Origin of the sequence: Mycolicibacterium tusciae (genome assembly GCF_002086795.1) — a bacterium.
In the GTDB taxonomy this organism is placed as follows: domain Bacteria; phylum Actinomycetota; class Actinomycetes; order Mycobacteriales; family Mycobacteriaceae; genus Mycobacterium; species Mycobacterium tusciae.
Genome location: NZ_MVIM01000025.1, coordinates 1 through 15,882 on the forward strand (window position 1 = coordinate 1; position 15,882 = coordinate 15,882).

General features: G+C 66.3%; 13 protein-coding genes and 2 tRNA genes. 7 read left to right on the plus strand and 8 right to left on the minus strand.

From position 1 onward, the window contains the following. Positions 1 to 77: 77 nt before the first annotated feature. Genes BST47_RS27975 through pknB form a run of 4 tightly spaced genes read left to right on the plus strand, consistent with a single transcriptional unit; the run spans position 78 to position 6,205 of the window. A complete protein-coding gene (locus BST47_RS27975; RefSeq protein ID WP_083129085.1) occupies positions 78 to 1,490 on the plus strand; it encodes a peptidoglycan glycosyltransferase RodA in 1,413 nt (470 codons plus the stop codon). After that, entirely contained in the window at positions 1,487 to 2,962 is a 1,476-nt protein-coding gene (pbpA, locus tag BST47_RS27980; RefSeq protein ID WP_083129086.1) for a D,D-transpeptidase PbpA, read from the plus strand. Before BST47_RS27975 ends, pbpA begins: the two co-directional genes overlap by 4 nt. 22 nt (positions 2,963 to 2,984) lie before the next feature. Continuing rightward, positions 2,985 to 4,334: a protein kinase domain-containing protein gene (locus BST47_RS27985; RefSeq protein WP_083129087.1), complete on the plus strand. Its 1,350-nt coding sequence runs from the start codon at positions 2,985 to 2,987 to the stop codon at positions 4,332 to 4,334. Continuing rightward, positions 4,331 to 6,205: a Stk1 family PASTA domain-containing Ser/Thr kinase gene (gene pknB, locus BST47_RS27990; RefSeq protein WP_083129088.1), complete on the plus strand. Its 1,875-nt coding sequence runs from the start codon at positions 4,331 to 4,333 to the stop codon at positions 6,203 to 6,205. The genes BST47_RS27985 and pknB overlap by 4 nt, the downstream gene beginning before the upstream one ends. Here the strand turns inward: pknB and BST47_RS27995 are convergent. Together BST47_RS27995 and BST47_RS28000 are read right to left on the minus strand one after the other, a co-directional pair. After that, a complete protein-coding gene (locus tag BST47_RS27995) occupies positions 6,183 to 6,857 on the minus strand; it encodes an aminodeoxychorismate/anthranilate synthase component II (protein WP_083129089.1) in 675 nt (224 codons plus the stop codon). The two genes, pknB and BST47_RS27995, sit on opposite strands and share 23 nt — an antisense overlap. Positions 6,858 to 6,885: 28 nt before the next feature. Next, positions 6,886 to 7,635, minus strand: coding sequence for a DUF881 domain-containing protein (locus BST47_RS28000; protein ID WP_083129090.1), 750 nt, complete (start codon positions 7,633 to 7,635; stop codon positions 6,886 to 6,888). An 82-nt stretch (positions 7,636 to 7,717) separates the two neighbouring features. On the opposite strand from BST47_RS28000, the gene crgA reads away from it, so the two are divergent. Both crgA and BST47_RS28010 read left to right on the plus strand, forming a co-directional pair. Further along, positions 7,718 to 7,981 carry a cell division protein CrgA gene (crgA, locus tag BST47_RS28005; RefSeq protein ID WP_083129091.1) on the plus strand — a complete coding sequence of 88 codons (264 nt, stop codon included), beginning with the start codon at positions 7,718 to 7,720 and terminating at the stop codon, positions 7,979 to 7,981. Positions 7,982 to 8,136: 155 nt separating this feature from the next. Continuing rightward, positions 8,137 to 8,553 carry a PH domain-containing protein gene (locus BST47_RS28010; protein WP_083129092.1) on the plus strand — a complete coding sequence of 139 codons (417 nt, stop codon included), beginning with the start codon at positions 8,137 to 8,139 and terminating at the stop codon, positions 8,551 to 8,553. 3 nt (positions 8,554 to 8,556) lie between these two features. On the opposite strand, the gene BST47_RS28015 is transcribed toward BST47_RS28010, so the two are convergent. After that, positions 8,557 to 9,084, minus strand: a complete 528-nt coding sequence (locus tag BST47_RS28015) for a peptidylprolyl isomerase (protein WP_083129125.1) — start codon at positions 9,082 to 9,084, stop codon at positions 8,557 to 8,559. Positions 9,085 to 9,191: 107 nt separating this feature from the next. Between BST47_RS28015 and cwsA the strand changes: the two genes are divergently transcribed. Then, complete coding sequence (cwsA, locus tag BST47_RS28020) at positions 9,192 to 9,623, plus strand: cell wall synthesis protein CwsA (protein WP_083129093.1); 432 nt, start codon at positions 9,192 to 9,194, stop codon at positions 9,621 to 9,623. Positions 9,624 to 9,656: 33 nt separating this feature from the next. On the opposite strand, the gene BST47_RS28025 is transcribed toward cwsA, so the two are convergent. From BST47_RS28025 to gyrB, 5 genes are all read right to left on the minus strand, one after another. After that, positions 9,657 to 9,729: transfer RNA gene (locus BST47_RS28025), tRNA-Ala, on the minus strand. Between the two features lie 141 nt (positions 9,730 to 9,870). After that, positions 9,871 to 9,944 (minus strand) — tRNA-Ile (locus BST47_RS28030). Between the two features lie 159 nt (positions 9,945 to 10,103). Then, complete coding sequence (locus tag BST47_RS28035) at positions 10,104 to 11,150, minus strand: DUF3566 domain-containing protein (protein ID WP_083129094.1); 1,047 nt, start codon at positions 11,148 to 11,150, stop codon at positions 10,104 to 10,106. Positions 11,151 to 11,191: 41 nt separating this feature from the next. Continuing rightward, on the minus strand, positions 11,192 to 13,699 hold the full coding sequence (gyrA, locus tag BST47_RS28040) for a DNA gyrase subunit A (RefSeq protein WP_083129095.1): 2,508 nt from the start codon (positions 13,697 to 13,699) through the stop codon (positions 11,192 to 11,194). Between the two features lie 34 nt (positions 13,700 to 13,733). Further along, positions 13,734 to 15,761: a DNA topoisomerase (ATP-hydrolyzing) subunit B gene (gene gyrB / locus BST47_RS28045; protein WP_083129096.1), complete on the minus strand. Its 2,028-nt coding sequence runs from the start codon at positions 15,759 to 15,761 to the stop codon at positions 13,734 to 13,736. Positions 15,762 to 15,882: the final 121 nt, after the last annotated feature.

A 15,882-nucleotide genomic window follows, 5' to 3' on the forward strand; every position in this document is an offset into this window, starting at 1 on the left:
CCACCCCCTCCGTCTCCGACCGTCACCGCACTCCCCCCGCCACCGCAGGTACCCGGGACGGACTGCCGGGAATTGTCATGACCACCCAGCCGCAGTCACCGGTGGCCGTCACTCCCCCGCTTCCGAACAGGCGCAACGCCGAGCTGTTCCTGCTCGGCTTCGCCGCGGTCATCACCACGGTCGCGCTGCTGCTCGTCGAGGCCAATCAGGAACAGGGCCTGCGTTGGGACCTGGCCCAGTACGTCGTCGCGTATCTGGCGCTCTTCGCAGGCGCGCATCTCGCGATACGACGGTTCGCGCCGTACGCCGACCCGCTGCTGCTTCCTGTCGTCGCGCTGCTGAATGGGTTGGGGCTGGTGATGATTCACCGTCTGGACCTCGCCGAGGGCGTGCTCATCCAGCAGGGCCTCGGCGGCACCGCCGACCAGCAGATGCTGTGGACCCTCGTCGGAGTCATCGGCTTCTCGCTCGTCGTGATCTTCCTGCGGGACCACCGCATCCTCGCGCGCTACGGCTACGTGTGTGGGCTCACCGGCCTGGTTCTGCTGATCATTCCGGCGGTCCTGCCCAGCTCGATGTCCGAGCAGAATGGCGCGAAGATCTGGATTCGGTTGCCGGGCTTCTCCATTCAGCCGGCCGAGTTCTCGAAGATCCTGCTGCTCGTCTTCTTCGCCTCGGTCCTGGTGTCCAAGCGCAGCGTGTTCACCAGCGCCGGCAAGCACTTCCTCGGCATGGACCTGCCCCGGCCCCGCGACCTCGCTCCGCTGCTGGCGGCATGGATCGCGTCGATCGGCGTGATGATCTTCGAGAAGGACCTCGGCACCTCGCTGCTGCTGTACGCGTCGTTCTTGGTGATGGTTTACATCGCAACCGACCGGCTCAGCTGGGTGGTCATCGGCCTGGGACTGTTCGCCGCGGGAAGCGTTGCGGCATATCACCTTTTCGGTCACGTCCAGGTTCGCGTGCAAAACTGGCTGGATCCGTTCGCCGACCCCGATGGCGCCGGCTACCAGATGGTGCAGTCGATGTTCAGCTTCGCCACGGGCGGGATTTTCGGTACCGGCCTGGGCAACGGGCAGCCCGGCACGGTGCCCGCCGCGTCGACCGACTTCATCATCGCAGCCATCGGTGAGGAACTCGGTCTGGTCGGCCTGGCAGCCGTCCTGATGCTGTACACGATCGTGATCATCCGTGGCCTTCGCACGGCGATCGCGGTGCGCGACAGCTTCGGCAAGCTGCTGGCCGCCGGGTTGGCGTCGACGCTGGCGATCCAGCTGTTCATCGTCGTGGGCGGCGTGACGAAGCTGATCCCGTTGACCGGTCTCACCACACCGTGGATGTCCTACGGCGGCTCGTCACTGCTGGCCAACTACCTGCTGCTGGCGATCCTGGTCCGGATATCCCACTCCGCGCGGCGCCCCATCGTCACCAGCCCGCAGTCCGCGACCCCGATCGCGGCGGTGAGCACCGAGGTGATCGAGAAGGTATGAACACCTCACTGCGCCGCATCGCCGTCTCGGTCATGGTCCTCGTCGTGCTCCTGCTGGCCAATGCCACGCTCACCCAGGTGTTCACCGCGGACGGCCTGCGGTCGGATCCGCGCAATCAGCGGGTGTTGCTCGACGAGTACTCGCGTCAGCGCGGCCAGATCTCGGCGGGCGGTCAGCTGCTGGCGTATTCGGTGTCGACCAACGGCCGGTTCCGCTTCCTTCGCGTGTATCCCAATCCGTACGCGTATGCGCCCGTCACCGGGTTCTACTCACTGCAGTACTCGAGCACCGGACTCGAGCGCGCCGAGGACACCGTCCTCAACGGGTCGGATCAACGCCTGTTCGGGCGGCGGCTCGCCGACTTCTTCACCGGTCGTGACCCGCGTGGCGGGAATGTCGACACCACCATCAAACCCCAAGTGCAACAAGCGGCCTGGGACGCGATGAAGGACGGCTGCGGCGGCCCGTGCAAGGGCTCGGTGGTGGCACTCGAGCCGTCCACCGGCAAGATCCTGGCAATGGTGTCGTCGCCGTCCTACGATCCCAATCTGCTGGCCACCCACAATCTGGAGGAGCAGTCGGCCGCCTGGCAGCGGCTGCGCGACGATCCCGATGCACCGCTGCTGAACCGCGCGATCTCCGAAACCTACCCGCCCGGCTCGACATTCAAGGTCATCACTACCGCGGCCGCGCTCGAAAGCGGTGCGAACGAGAACACCCAGGTGACGACCGCGGCGCGAATCCCGTTGCCGGACAGCACCGCAACCCTGGAGAACTTCGACGGCTCCACTTGTGGTCCTGGCCCGACGACCACGCTGCGTCAGGCATTTGCGAAGTCGTGCAACACGGCATTCGTCGAGCTCGGCTTGGACGCGGGAAGGGATGCCGTGCGATCCGCGGCGCAGTCCTTCGGAATGGACACCCCTCCCTCGATGATCCCGCTGCAGGTCGTCGAGTCGACCGTGGGACCGATTCCCGACGACGCCGCGCTGGGCATGTCGAGCATCGGGCAGAAGGACGTCGCGGTGACGCCGTTGCAGAACGCGTTGGTGGCCGCGACCATCGCGAACGACGGGGTGACGATGCGTCCGTACCTGGTCGATAGCCTTAAGGGACCCGACCTTGGCAATATCGGGTCGGCGGCGCCGCAGGAAGAGCGGCGAGCGGTGTCGCAGGAGGTCGCCGATACACTGACGGATCTGATGGTCGCCGCTGAGCAGGTCACGCAGCAGAAGGGAGCCATCGCCGGCGTGCAGATCGCTTCGAAGACCGGCACGGCGGAGCACGGTACCGATCCGCGCAACACCCCACCGCATGCCTGGTACATCGCATTCGCCCCGGCGCAGGCACCCAAGGTCGCCGTCGCCGTGCTGGTCGAGGACGGGGGCGACCGCTTGTCCGCCACCGGAGGGACGCTGGCCGCGCCGATTGGGCGGGCCACCATCGCCGCAGCTCTGCGGGAGGGAACATGAGCTCCCGAGCCGGAGGCGAGATATGAGCCCGAGAGTTGGAGTGACGCTGTCCGGCCGCTACCGGCTGCAGCGGCTCATCGCCACCGGCGGCATGGGCCAGGTCTGGGAAGGTATCGACTCCCGGCTGGGCCGCCGTGTCGCGGTCAAGGTGCTCAAGGCCGAGTACTCCGAGGACGCGGAGTTCGTCGAACGGTTCCGCGCCGAGGCGCGCACCGTGGCGATGCTCAACCACCCCGGTATCGCCAGTGTGTACGACTACGGCGAAACCGACATGGACGGTGAGGGCCGCACCGCCTACCTGGTGATGGAACTCGTCAACGGCGAGCCGCTGAACTCGGTGCTCAAGCGCACCGGCCGGCTCTCGCTGCGCCATGCGCTGGACATGCTCGAGCAGACCGGCCGGGCGCTGCAGGTCGCCCACACCGCGGGGCTGGTACATCGTGACGTCAAACCGGGCAACATCCTGATCACGCCGACCGGTCAGGTGAAACTCACCGACTTCGGCATCGCGAAGGCCGTCGACGCCGCCCCGGTCACCCAGACCGGGATGGTGATGGGCACCGCCCAGTACATCGCCCCCGAGCAGGCGCTCGGCCATGACGCCACCGCGGCCAGCGACGTGTACTCACTGGGAGTCGTTGGCTACGAGTCTGTTTCGGGCAAGCGGCCCTTCACCGGAGACGGTGCGCTGACCGTCGCGATGAAGCACATCAAGGAGACGCCTCCGCCACTGCCCGCCGACCTGCCGCCCAACGTACGCGAGCTGATCGAGATCACCCTGGTCAAGAATCCGGGTATGCGGTATCGCTCCGGCGGGCTGTTCGCCGACGCGGTCGCCGCCGTCCGCTCGGGCCGACGTCCCCCGCGGCCGAACCAGGCGCCGACACTCGGCCGGGCCACCCCCGCGGCCGTGCCCTCGGCTGCCCAGGCTCGCGCCGCCGCGGATCTGACCACCCGCTCCCCCGCCACCGCCGCCCGGCCCCGTCCGGCCACCGGAAGTCATCGCCCTCCCCCAGCGCCGTCTCGCGGCACGTTCTCCTCGGGCCAGCGAGCGCTGCTGTGGGCGGCCGGTGTGCTCGGTGCCCTGGCCATCGTCATCGCGATTCTGATCGTGCTCAACGCTCAGGACCGCAAGGACCAGGAGCAGACACCGCAGCCGACGATCACCGACACGATCACCGAGACCACGCCCTTCTCGCCGACAGCGATGCCGGAACGGCCCGGGCAGGCAGGTGGGGGTGATGGTGGGGCAGAATTCGGGGTAACCCGACTCAATGCGATCGCGTCCCCGGCAACGGTGCAGGTGACGCGTCCGCCCACCGAGCCGCAGGGCACACGGTCCTCATCGACGCCAGAACAGACATTGCAATGACAACCCCGCAACACCTGTCCGACCGGTACGAACTCGGCGACATCCTGGGCTTCGGCGGCATGTCCGAAGTCCATTTGGCGCGCGATCAGCGGTTGCACCGCGACGTCGCCGTCAAGGTGCTGCGCGCAGATCTCGCCCGCGATCCGAGCTTCTACCTCCGATTCCGACGGGAGGCGCAGAACGCCGCCGCGCTGAACCACCCCGCCATCGTCGCGGTCTACGACACCGGTGAGGCGGAGACGCCCAACGGCCCGCTGCCCTACATCGTGATGGAGTATGTCGAGGGCGTCACGCTGCGCGACATCGTCCACACCGAGGGGCCGATGGAGCCGCGCCGGGCCATCGAGGTGATCGCCGATGCGTGCCAGGCGCTGAACTTCAGCCACCAGCACGGGATCATCCACCGCGACGTCAAACCCGCGAACATCATGATCAGCAACACCGGCGCGGTGAAGGTGATGGACTTCGGCATCGCACGCGCGCTCGCCGACGCCAACAATGTCACCCAGACCGCCGCCGTGATCGGCACCGCGCAGTACCTGTCCCCCGAGCAGGCGCGCGGCGAGAAGGTCGACGCCCGTTCCGACGTCTACTCACTGGGCTGCGTCCTGTACGAAATCCTCACTGGCGAACCACCTTTCGTCGGTGATTCACCGGTTGCCGTGGCCTATCAACACGTCCGCGAGGACCCGGTGCCCCCCTCGCAGCGCCACGAAGGCATCTCCCCCGAGCTGGATGCCGTCGTCCTCAAGGCCCTCGCAAAAAACCCTGACAACCGGTATCAGACGGCGGCGGAGATGCGCACCGATCTGGTGAAAGTGCACAGCGGAGAGCAACCCGACGCACCCAAGGTGTTCACCGACGCCGAGCGCAGCTCGCTGATGTCGGCCGCGCCGGGCGACCACCAGACCGAGCAAATCGACACCGTCGGTCGAGCGCAGCCCCGGTACATCGAGCGGGAGCGGCGCGGTTCGGTCGGCCGCTGGCTGATCGCGGTGGCGGTGCTCGCCGTGCTGACGGTGCTGGTGACGCTGGCGATCAACACCTTCGGCGGCAGCACACGCGCCGTCCAGGTGCCCGACGTGAGCGGCAAGGTGTCGGCCGACGCGATCGCCGAGCTGCAGAACCGCGGGTTCAGAACTCGTTCGCTGCAGAAGCCCGATTCCAACGTGCCTCCCGACCACGTCATCGGCACCGACCCGGCCGCCAACGCGTCGGTCGACGCCGGTGACGAGATCACCATCAATGTGTCCACCGGCCCCGAGCAGCGTGAGATCCCCGACGTCAGGAACCTCAGCTACGACGACGCCGTCGAGAAGCTCGCCGACGCCGGCTTCGAGAACTTCCGGCCGTCGTCGTCGCCGTCGACACCGGAGATGAAGGACAAGGTGCTCGGCACCAATCCGCCGGTCAACCAGACGTCGGCGATCACCAACGAGATCACGATCGTGCTGGGCGCGGGCCCCGAGACGCGTCCCGTCCCTGACGTGAAAGACCAATCGCAGGAGAGCGCTGTACAGATCCTCACCGCGTCGGGCTTCACCACTACCGTCCCGGTGCAGGTGGACAGCACCCTTCCGGCCGGTCAATCGATCGGAACCAATCCGCCTGCGGGACAAACCGTTCCGGTCGATACGGTGATCCAGGTACAGGTCTCGCGGGGTAACCAGTTCATCATGCCGGACCTCCGAGGCCAGTTCTGGACCGACGCCGAGCCGCGACTGCGTGCCCTCGGCTGGACGGGCGTGCTGGACCGTGGCGGCGACGTGCAGAACAGCGGTCAGCGCACCAACGCGGTGGTGACTCAGAGCCCGTCAGCCGGGACCGGTGTGAACTACGACAGCCGGATCACGCTGAGCTTCGCGTCGTAGCCGCGGCGACCGCGGTCGCAACTTCGTCCTCCAGCCGACTGACGAGGGTCTCGGCCGGCGCGGCGCCGCAGTAGCCCAACCAGTTGGCCAGCATGCGGTGCCCGCCCTCGGTCAGGATCGACTCGGGGTGGAATTGCACACCGTGAATGGGCAATTCGACGTGTCGCACGCCCATGACGACGCCACCCTCGGTGCGGGCGATCACTTCGAGTTCGGCCGGCATCGTCTCGGGGAGAATGGTCAGCGAGTGATAGCGCGTGGCGGTGAACGGATCCGGAAGACCTTGCAGCACACCGCTATTGGAGTGGTGCACCGTGCTGGTCTTGCCATGCAGCAGTTCGGGCGCACGGTCGACGGTGCCACCGAACGCCACGCCGATGGCCTGGTGACCCAGGCACACGCCGAGCAGCGGCGTCGCGGCCGCCGCGCAGGCCTTCACGAGGGGGATCGACGCGCCCGCGCGTTCGGGGGTACCGGGGCCGGGGGAGAGGAGCACCCCGTCGAACGTCGCCGCCACATCGGCGATGTCGTCCTCGGTGCCCAGGCGGTCGTCGTCGTTGCGCCAGACTTCGGCGTTCACCCCGAGCTGGCCCAGATACTGGACGAGGTTGAACACGAAGCTGTCGTAGTTGTCGACGACGAGGACACGCATAAGGCCAGGTTACCGGTCTTTCTCCGGGTCAGTAGCCGACGGGTCCCGCGGGCTTGGCGAACTTCATCCGCACCGGCTCGCGGTAACCCACCAGCTCGACCTGCGTCCGGGGCTCCTCGGTGTAGCCGAGCCCGAACCGGACCACGTACTGCCGGTACAGCGTGACCAACGGTGCGGCGGCCAGTGCGGCCTGCATGACTTCCGCGTCGCCGATCGCGGTGACGACGTACGGCGGGCTGTAGGTCCGTCCGTTGAGGAGCAGCGTGTTGCCCACACAGCGCGGCGCCGAGGTGCCGATGATCCGCTGGTCCTGCATCTGGATGCCCTCGGCCCCTGCGCTCCACAGCGCATTGAGCACGGCGTCGATGTCCTGCTGGTGCACCACGAGGTCGTCTGGGGTTGCGTCGCGGGGGAAACGGCCCTCAGCGTCGCGCTGCGCGTCGTTCAGCGTCACCACCAGGCCGGGGCCGCGCATCGGTTCCAGGCCGGCCTCGACGGCCAGCTGGGCAGACCGCTTGGTGATGGCGGCCAATGCTGCGTCTGCCCCCGGCGAGCCGCCGTGATGGGAGTCGAGGGTGTTAGCCAGCGAGTCACGTTCTGCGGCCAGCCGATCCACCGACTGTTGTGCCTCGCGCACCAGGTCGACCAACCGGGGCGCGTCGCTGCGTCTGATCTCGCCGCCGTCGGACACATTGTGCGTCGCAGCCAGCAGAAGCCCGGCCAACAGGCAGACCACGGGCACGCCGAACCGCCATACGGACTTCGACCTGGGCGCCATTGGCGTGTCTCCTGGAGGTGGTGCCTGCGATAGGCTAGGTACATCGTCGCACCGTGTGACGCCGTCTGTCCCGAAGGTACGCATGCCCAAGTCCAAGGTTCGCAAGAAGAACGACTTCACGATCAAGCCGGTGAGCCGGACCCCGGTCAAGGTCAAGGCCGGACCGTCGAGCACCTGGTTCGTCGTGTTTTTCGTCGGCCTGATGCTGATCGGGCTGGCGTGGCTGCTGGTGTTCCAGTTGGCGTCCTCCGCGATTCCCTTCCTGGCGGATCTCGGCCCGTGGAACTACGCGATCGCGTTTGCCTTCATGATCAGTGGGCTGTTGCTCACGATGCGCTGGCGCTGAGCAATACAACAAGCGGTATGAATTCATCCACGCTTCCGCGCGTTACCCGTTTAGCAACCTTCCGGCCACCAGATCACACGGTTGTTATTCATCCCCATTGGGGATAGCACTTGTGGATAACTTCATTAGCCACGGTAAAAGGGTGTTAGCGCGTCGTGCAGCAAACTGAGTGGAGTCCGCCCACGCTCGGCATCGCAGCCCTTGGCGTAGGCGGCCTTATCTTGGCTGTGGGCGCTGTGACGCTGATCACAGACCCTCCTGGACGTGTCCTAGTCGGCATTGCCGCGGTCGGGTTAATTGTGTTTGCAAGCTTGTCGTGGCGGGCGCGGCCCAAGCTGGCAATCAAAAATGGCGCCCTCGTTACCCGCGGTCTAATGGGTGAAACCGAGCTGCGGCAGGCCGATATTAAGCTGATCCGGATCACGGAGTTCCGCCGCATCGGGCGTAAAACGCGGCTGCTGGAGATCGACACGGTCGATGACCGGCTACTCGTGTTCACCCGGTGGGACCTGGGCACCGACCCGCTGCACGTGCTGGACGCACTGACAGCGGCCGGCTTCGCCGGCTCCTGACGCTCAGGCGATGGTGATGGACTCGACGACCACTGGATCGGTCGGCCGGTCGCGCTGATCCGTGGCTGTCGTCGCGATCGCGTCGACCACCTTCTGCGACTCCGCATCCACGACCTCACCAAAGATGGTGTGCTTGCGGTTCAGGTGCGGCGTCTTGCCGACCGTGATGAAGAACTGCGAGCCGTTGGTCCCCGGGCCCCGGTTCGCCATGGCGAGCAGGTACGGCTTGTCGAACTGCAACTCGGGGTGAAACTCGTCGGCGAACTCGTAGCCCGGGCCGCCGCGGCCGCTGCCCTCCGGATCGCCGCCCTGGATCATGAACCCGTCGATGACCCGGTGGAAGACCATGCCGTCGTAGAACGGTCCCGACGATCCGCCTGAGGCGTTACCGGTGCTGTAGTCCTTGGTGCCCTGCGCCAGTCCCACGAAGTTGGCGACGGTCTTGGGTGCGTGATTTCCGAACAGCGCGATTTTGATGTCACCACGGTTGGTGTGCAGCGTCGCGGTCGCTGTCTGTATGGGGCTCGTCACGGGATGCCAGTGTGCCACGCCGCCATGAACGCTCAACGGGCACCGCTGGGTAGCGCTGCATGGCAGTCTGGTAACGACTCCCGTTCAGGCCGCCAGAGAGGTGCACCATGCGCGCGAAGACCGAGATCCGCCTGACCCCCGGGCAGCGGTTGTCCCGCGGCCTCAAGTATTCGGCGGTGGGTCCGGTCGACGTCACCAGGGGAGCGTTGGGTCTAGGCGTAGACGGAGCGCAGCACTCGGCCGCGTGGATCGGCGACGTCTATCGCCGCAGCCGGCTCAAGGATCAGCTCCGACAAGAGCTGGCGGCCGCTCAGGACACCATCGCGTCCGAACTCGCCGCCGCCCAGGAGGTGGTGGCCAACCTGCCGGAGGCGCTGCAAAAGGCGCGCGGCCGTCGTCGTCGGCGCCCCGTGCTGCTCGCCGTGCTCGGGGTGGGGGTACTGGCCGGGGGAGCGGTGGCGTTCTCGATCCTGCGGCGTCCACCAACGGAGGAGCCGCCGACGCTGCAGCCGAGTGTGCCGGTCACGCCCAGGCCTTAACCGGTTGTGCGCGTGGGGTATCGGCAGTCTGAGTGGAGCCTAGGAGATTCGAACTCCTGACATCTGCCTTGCAAAGGCAGCGCTCTACCAACTGAGCTAAGGCCCCTCGGGGAAACTTCAGGCCGGCACGTCGGCCGCCGCGTGCCACACCTCCACGCCGTGCCGTGACCGCCAGATCGCCACGGCGACAACCGCGGCGACCGCCGTGGCGAGCAGCACCACAACCCTCATGGTGTGAACCTTTCCGTGGGGCTAGGAGGACTCGAACCTCCGACCTCTTCGTTATCAGCGAAGCGCTCTAACCGCCTGAGCTATAGCCCCGTTTGTGCCGGTACGGCCGAGCGACGAGACTACCGCAATCGTAAGCTCCCGCCCAAACCGCGAACGCGAGGAGCCGCACGCGAGGGGTCGACCCTGCGCTGAGGGACGTCGACTCGCCGACTGCTACGCCATGGGCGCAGACTCAACGAAGATCGGCGGTCAGTCCCTGTCGGCGAGGGTGACTTCCACACCGCCGACGATGTCGGTGGTCAGGTTGTAGATGAAGGCACCGATGGTGGCCATCGCCGTCAGCAGCACGATGTTGACCAACCCGATCAATGCGGCGCCGCCGAATATCGTTCCGCTGGAGACGAGCTCGCCGCCGGAGCTACCGCTCGCACTGGTCAGCAGGTCGCCGACGTTGCTGTTCAGCTTGCTCCACACACCCATGCCGCCGAGTACCAGGTACAGGAACGCGACCGCGATCATCCACACGAAGAACAGCGCGACCGACAAGACCGCGGAGACCTTCAGCACACTCCACGGGTCCACCCGGCGGATCTGCATGCTGGCGCGCACCGGACCCTGATGGCGACTGGCCGCCGCCTGAAGCCGCCCGCCTGGGCGAGCGGGACGGCCCGCAGGCTCCTGCCCCGGCCGCTCTGGACGTTCCGGACTGCCGGGCTTGCGCGGTCCCGACCGCGGCGCCGCACCCGACAGATCGGGAATCTCACTGGCGTATTGCTCGGGACGCGGCTGCTCGGGACGGGGGGCTTCCGGCCGGGGCGCGGGCTCCGGACGGGGCGTCGGCTCGGGTCGGGGCGCGGGTTCCGGACGGGGCGTCGGCTCGGGTCGCGAGGTCGGCTCGGGTCGCGGCGTCGGCTCGGGCGGGTCTGCCCAGCCCGACGCGTCGGCCTCCTGGGGCGCTGTCGACGAGCCGCCGGCCAGGAACCGGTTCAGCCGCGCGTCGATCCCGGCGGTCTGGCCCGTCGCGCCGCCATTGCCGCGACGCGGTGCATCTGGACCGGGGGCCGGCGAGTCCGGCCGTCCCGGGGCATCGGGACCCCGGTTCGTCGGGCCGGCTTGCCGGCCGCGCTGCCAGGGCGGGACGTCGGCCGCGTCGGAGATACGTTCCGGCCCGGATCCACTGGTCACCGGACCCCGCGGCGCCGGTCCGCTCACCGAGCCGCCATCGGGACCCGTGCCGGAGCCGTTCCCACCCCCGTCAGTCGCGCGGGGATACCCGGGCTCGTTCGGTGAAGTCACCTACGGCTCCTAACTGGCCACTACAGGTCACGCCTGATGAGCTACTCGCCGACGTCGGTGTTCACCTCGTCGGTACTGTCGCCTTCCTCCGCGTTGCGCGCGATGGCTATCAGTGTCGTGCCCGCACCCAGGTTCATCAACCGAACGCCCTTGGTCTGCCGCCCGGCCTTGCGCACCTGGCGAGCCGCCGTCCGGATGACACCCCCACCCGAGGTGATGGCGTACAACTCTGTGTCGTCATCGACGATCAACGCTCCGACCAGACTGCCACGTCGCTTGTCGAACTGAATCGTCAACACCCCTTTGCCACCGCGACCCTGGACCGGGTACTCCTCGATGGCGGTGCGCTTGGCGTATCCGCCGGCGGTCGCGACCAGCAGATACGTGTCGTCGCGCACGACATTCAGCGACAGCAGCTCGTCGTCGGTGTTGAACCGCATTCCCTGCACACCGGAGGTGGCGCGGCCCATCGGACGCAGTGCCTCATCGGTTGCTGAGAAGCGGATCGACTGCCCCTTGGCGGAGACCAGCAGCAGGTCCTCGTCCGCCGAGCACAGCACCGCGCCAACCAACTCGTCACCGTCACGCAGGTTGACCGCGACGATGCCGCCGGTGCGGTTGGAGTCGAAGTCGGTGAGCTTGGACTTCTTCACCAGACCGTTACGCGTCGCCAGCACCAGATACGGCGCATCCTCGTACGTCTTGATCTGGATGACCTGCGCGATGCGCTCCTCCGGCTGGAATGCCAGCAGGTTGGCGACGTGCTGGCCGCGCGCCGTACGCGACGCCTCGGGCAGGTCGTACGCCTTCGCGCGATACACCCGGCCCTGAGTGGTGAAGAACAGGATCCAGTCGTGCGTGGAGCAGACGAAGAAGTGGTTGACGATGTCGTCCTGCTTCAGCCCCGCGCCCTGCACACCCTTGCCGCCGCGCTTCTGGCTGCGGTAGAGGTCGGACTTGGTCCGCTTGGCGTAGCCGGTTTCGGTGATCGTGACGACGACCTCTTCGCGGGCGATCAGATCCTCGTCGGCGACGTCACCGTCGGCGGCGATGATGCGGGTGCGACGATCGTCGCCGAACTTGTCGACAAGTTCCTTGAGCTCGTCGCGCACGATGGCGCGTTGGCGCTCCGGCTTGGCCAGGATGTCCTCGAGGTCGGCGATCTCGGCCTCGATCTTCTGCAGGTCGTCGACGATGCGTTGACGCTCAAGGGCCGCCAAGCGGCGCAGCTGCATATCGAGAATGGCCTGCGACTGGATCTCGTCGATGTCGAGCAGCTCGATCAGGCCTGCCCGCGCGACCTCGACGGTCTCCGACGCGCGGATCAATGCGATGACCTCGTCGAGCGCGTCGAGCGCTTTGACCAAACCGCGCAGAATGTGGGCCCGCTCGTTGGCCTTGCGCAACCGGTAGGTGGTGCGCCGCACGATCACGTCGAGCTGATGGTTGACGTAGTGACGGATCAGCTGATCGAGGCGCAACGTGCGCGGCACGCCGTCGACGATGGACAGCATGTTGGCGCCGAAGCTGGTCTGCAGCTGGGTGTGCTTGTAGAGGTTGTTCAGCACGACCTTCGCGACGGCATCTCGCTTGAGCTCCACCACAATTCGCAGCCCGACGCGGTCGCTGGACTGGTCCTCGATGTTCGAGATACCGGCCAGCTTGCCGTCGCGCACCTGCTCGGCGATCGAGGTGATGAAGTTGTCGTGGTTGACCTGATACGGCAGCTCGGTGATGACGATCCCGGTGCGTCCCCTGCTGTCTTCTTCGATCTCGCAGACTCCGCGCATGCGAACCGACCCCCGGCCGGTCCGGTACGTGTCGGAGATGCCCTGCGATCCGACGATGAGGCCGTAGGTGGGGAAGTCGGGACCCTTGACGCGTTCGCAGACCGCCTCGAGGGTGGCTTCTTCGTCGGCTTCGAAGTTCTCCAGGCACCAGAACACTGCCTCGCCGAGCTCGCGCAGGTTGTGCGGGGGCATGTTGGTGGCCATACCGACGGCGATGCCGCCCGAGCCGTTGGCAAGCAGGTTGGGGAACCGGCTCGGCAGAACCGTCGGCTCTTGGACACGGCCGTCGTAGTTTGGGATGAAATCGACCGTCTCCTCGTCGATTTCGCGCAGCATCTCCATCGCCAGCGGCGTCAGACGCGCTTCCGTGTAGCGCATGGCGGCCGGTGGGTCATTGCCCGGCGAGCCGAAGTTGCCCTGACCGTCCACCAGCGGGTACCGCAGCGACCACGGCTGTGCCATCCGGACCAGGGTGTCGTAGATCGACGAGTCGCCGTGGGGGTGGTAGTTACCCATCGTCTCGGCGACCGATCGGGCCGACTTCGCATGGCCGCGGTCCGGCCGGAAGCCCGAGTCGAACATCGCGTACAGCACGCGGCGGTGCACCGGCTTGAGGCCGTCGCGGACCTCGGGCAGTGCGCGGCCGACGATCACGCTCATCGCGTAGTCGATGTAGCTGCGCTGCATCTCCTGCTGGATGTCGACCGGCTCGATGCGGTCGCCTGCTGCATCGCCTGGCGGCAACGTGGTATCAGTCATGTTTTTTCAGCCCTATTTTTCGATACGTCGCGAATCAAACATCTAGGAAGCGAACATCTTTCGCGTTCCGCGTGATGAAGCTGCGGCGCGCTTCGACGTCCTCGCCCATCAGAATCGAGAACAGCTCATCGGCGGCCGCTGCGTCGTCGAGGGTCACCTGGCGCAGCACGCGCACCGACGGGTCCATCGTGGTTTCCCACAACTCCTTGGCGTCCATCTCACCCAGACCCTTGTAACGCTGGATGCCGTCATCGACGTTGATCCGCTTGCCCGCCTTCTTGCCGGCCTCGAGCAGCCCGTCGCGCTCACGGTCGGAGTAGGCGAATTCCGGTTCGCTGCGTTGCCATTTCAGCTTGTACAGCGGGGGTTGCGCCAGGAAGATGTGGCCGTTTTCGACCAGCGGCTTCATGAACCGGAACAGCAGCGTCAGCAGCAGCGTCGAGATGTGCTGGCCGTCGACGTCGGCGTCGGCCATCAACACGATCTTGTGATAGCGCAGTTTGGCGATGTCGAACTCGTCGTGGATGCCGGTGCCCAGCGCGGTGATGATGGCCTGGACTTCGGTGTTCTTCAGCACGCGGTCGATGCGCGCCTTCTCGACGTTGATGATCTTGCCGCGCAGCGGAAGAATCGCCTGGAACATCGAGTCGCGGCCGCTCTTGGCCGAGCCACCCGCCGAATCACCCTCCACCACATACAGTTCCGACTTCTTCGGATCTGTGGAACGGCAGTCCGCGAGCTTGCCGGGCAGTCCGCCGATGTCGGTGGCGCTCTTGCGGCGCACCAACTCGCGTGCCTTGCGTGCCGCCATCCGCGCCTGGGCCGACGACACCGCCTTATTCACAACAATTTTCGCTTCGGCCGGGTTGGCGTCGAACCAATGCTGCAATTCCTCGTTGCAGATCTTCTGTACGAACGACTTGACTTCGGTGTTGCCGAGCTTGGTCTTCGTCTGACCTTCGAACTGCGGCTGGCCCACCTTGACCGAAATGACCGCCGCAAGACCTTCGCGGATGTCGTCGCCGGTCAGGTTGGGGTCCTTGTCCTTCAGCAGCTTCTTGTCTTTGGCGTACTTGTTGACCACGGAGGTCAGCGCGGCACGGAAACCCTCTTCGTGGGTGCCACCCTCGTGGGTGTTGATGGTGTTGGCGAACGTGTGCACCGACTCGGAGTAGCCGGCGTTCCACTGCATCGCGATCTCGACCTCGTGGCCGACACCCTTGCCCTCGAAGTCGATCACGCTCTGCTGGATCGGGGACTTCGTCCGGTTGATGTGCTTGACGAAATCGACCAGACCGCCGGGGTAGTGGAAGGTGCGGTGCTTGACCTTGTGGGGAGCGGCGGCCTCGGCGGCCTTTTCCTCCGCCGACTTCGGCGCTTCGGCCTGGTCGCTGACGACCTCGTCGACGACCTCCTCGGCCGTCACCCGCTCATCGGTCAACTCGATGGTCAGTCCCTTGTTCAGGAATGCCATTTCCTGTAGCCGCCGCGCGATCGTCTCGAAGTCATAGCTGGTGGTCTCGAAGATGTCGGGGTCGGCCCAGAACCGGATGGTGGTACCGGTTTTTTTCGTCTTCTCACCCTGCTTGAGGCTGCCCGGAACCGAGCGGTCGTAGGTCTGGAACCACTCGTAGCCGTCTTTCGAGATGTCCGCCTCGAGCCGGGTGGACAACGCGTTCACCACGGAGACACCCACCCCGTGCAGACCGCCGGACACCTGGTAGGCGCCCTCTTCGAACTTTCCGCCCGCGTGCAGAACCGTCATGACGACATCGACGGTGGGGATGCCCGTCGAGTGCATGGCGACGGGGATGCCTCGGCCGTCGTCGGTGACCTGCACACCGCCGTTCTCGAGCAGCCGCACATCGACCTTGGTCGCGAAGCCGGCCATCGCCTCGTCGACGGCGTTGTCCACCACCTCCCAGACCAGGTGGTGCAAACCGCGCTCACCCGTGGAGCCGATGTACATGCCGGGGCGTTTGCGGACCGCCTCCAAGCCTTCGAGAACCTTGATCGAATCGGCACCGTATTCTTTCGGTGCACTCTTCTTCTGGGCAGCCACGTTGGACGCGTCTCCTTGGGGTTTGCATAGCGAGAGATGACGACTCTCGCGGATCCTCGACCAGTCTACCGTCAACTACCGTCGGGACCGACTCTGAGGCGGCGTTTTCACATACCTATTT

Excerpts from the sequence above, each read along its gene's own strand:
- BST47_RS27975 (WP_083129085.1), top strand. The coding sequence starts at position 78 with ATGACCACCCAGCCGCAGTCACCGGTGGCCGTCACTCCCCCGCTTCCG.
- pbpA (WP_083129086.1), top strand. The coding sequence starts at position 1,487 with ATGAACACCTCACTGCGCCGCATCGCCGTCTCGGTCATGGTCCTCGTC.
- BST47_RS27985 (WP_083129087.1), top strand. The coding sequence starts at position 2,985 with ATGAGCCCGAGAGTTGGAGTGACGCTGTCCGGCCGCTACCGGCTGCAG.
- pknB (WP_083129088.1), top strand. The coding sequence starts at position 4,331 with ATGACAACCCCGCAACACCTGTCCGACCGGTACGAACTCGGCGACATC.
- BST47_RS27995 (WP_083129089.1), bottom strand. The coding sequence starts at position 6,857 with ATGCGTGTCCTCGTCGTCGACAACTACGACAGCTTCGTGTTCAACCTC.
- BST47_RS28000 (WP_083129090.1), bottom strand. The coding sequence starts at position 7,635 with ATGGCGCCCAGGTCGAAGTCCGTATGGCGGTTCGGCGTGCCCGTGGTC.
- crgA (WP_083129091.1), top strand. The coding sequence starts at position 7,718 with ATGCCCAAGTCCAAGGTTCGCAAGAAGAACGACTTCACGATCAAGCCG.
- cwsA (WP_083129093.1), top strand. The coding sequence starts at position 9,192 with ATGCGCGCGAAGACCGAGATCCGCCTGACCCCCGGGCAGCGGTTGTCC.
- gyrA (WP_083129095.1), bottom strand. The coding sequence starts at position 13,699 with ATGACTGATACCACGTTGCCGCCAGGCGATGCAGCAGGCGACCGCATC.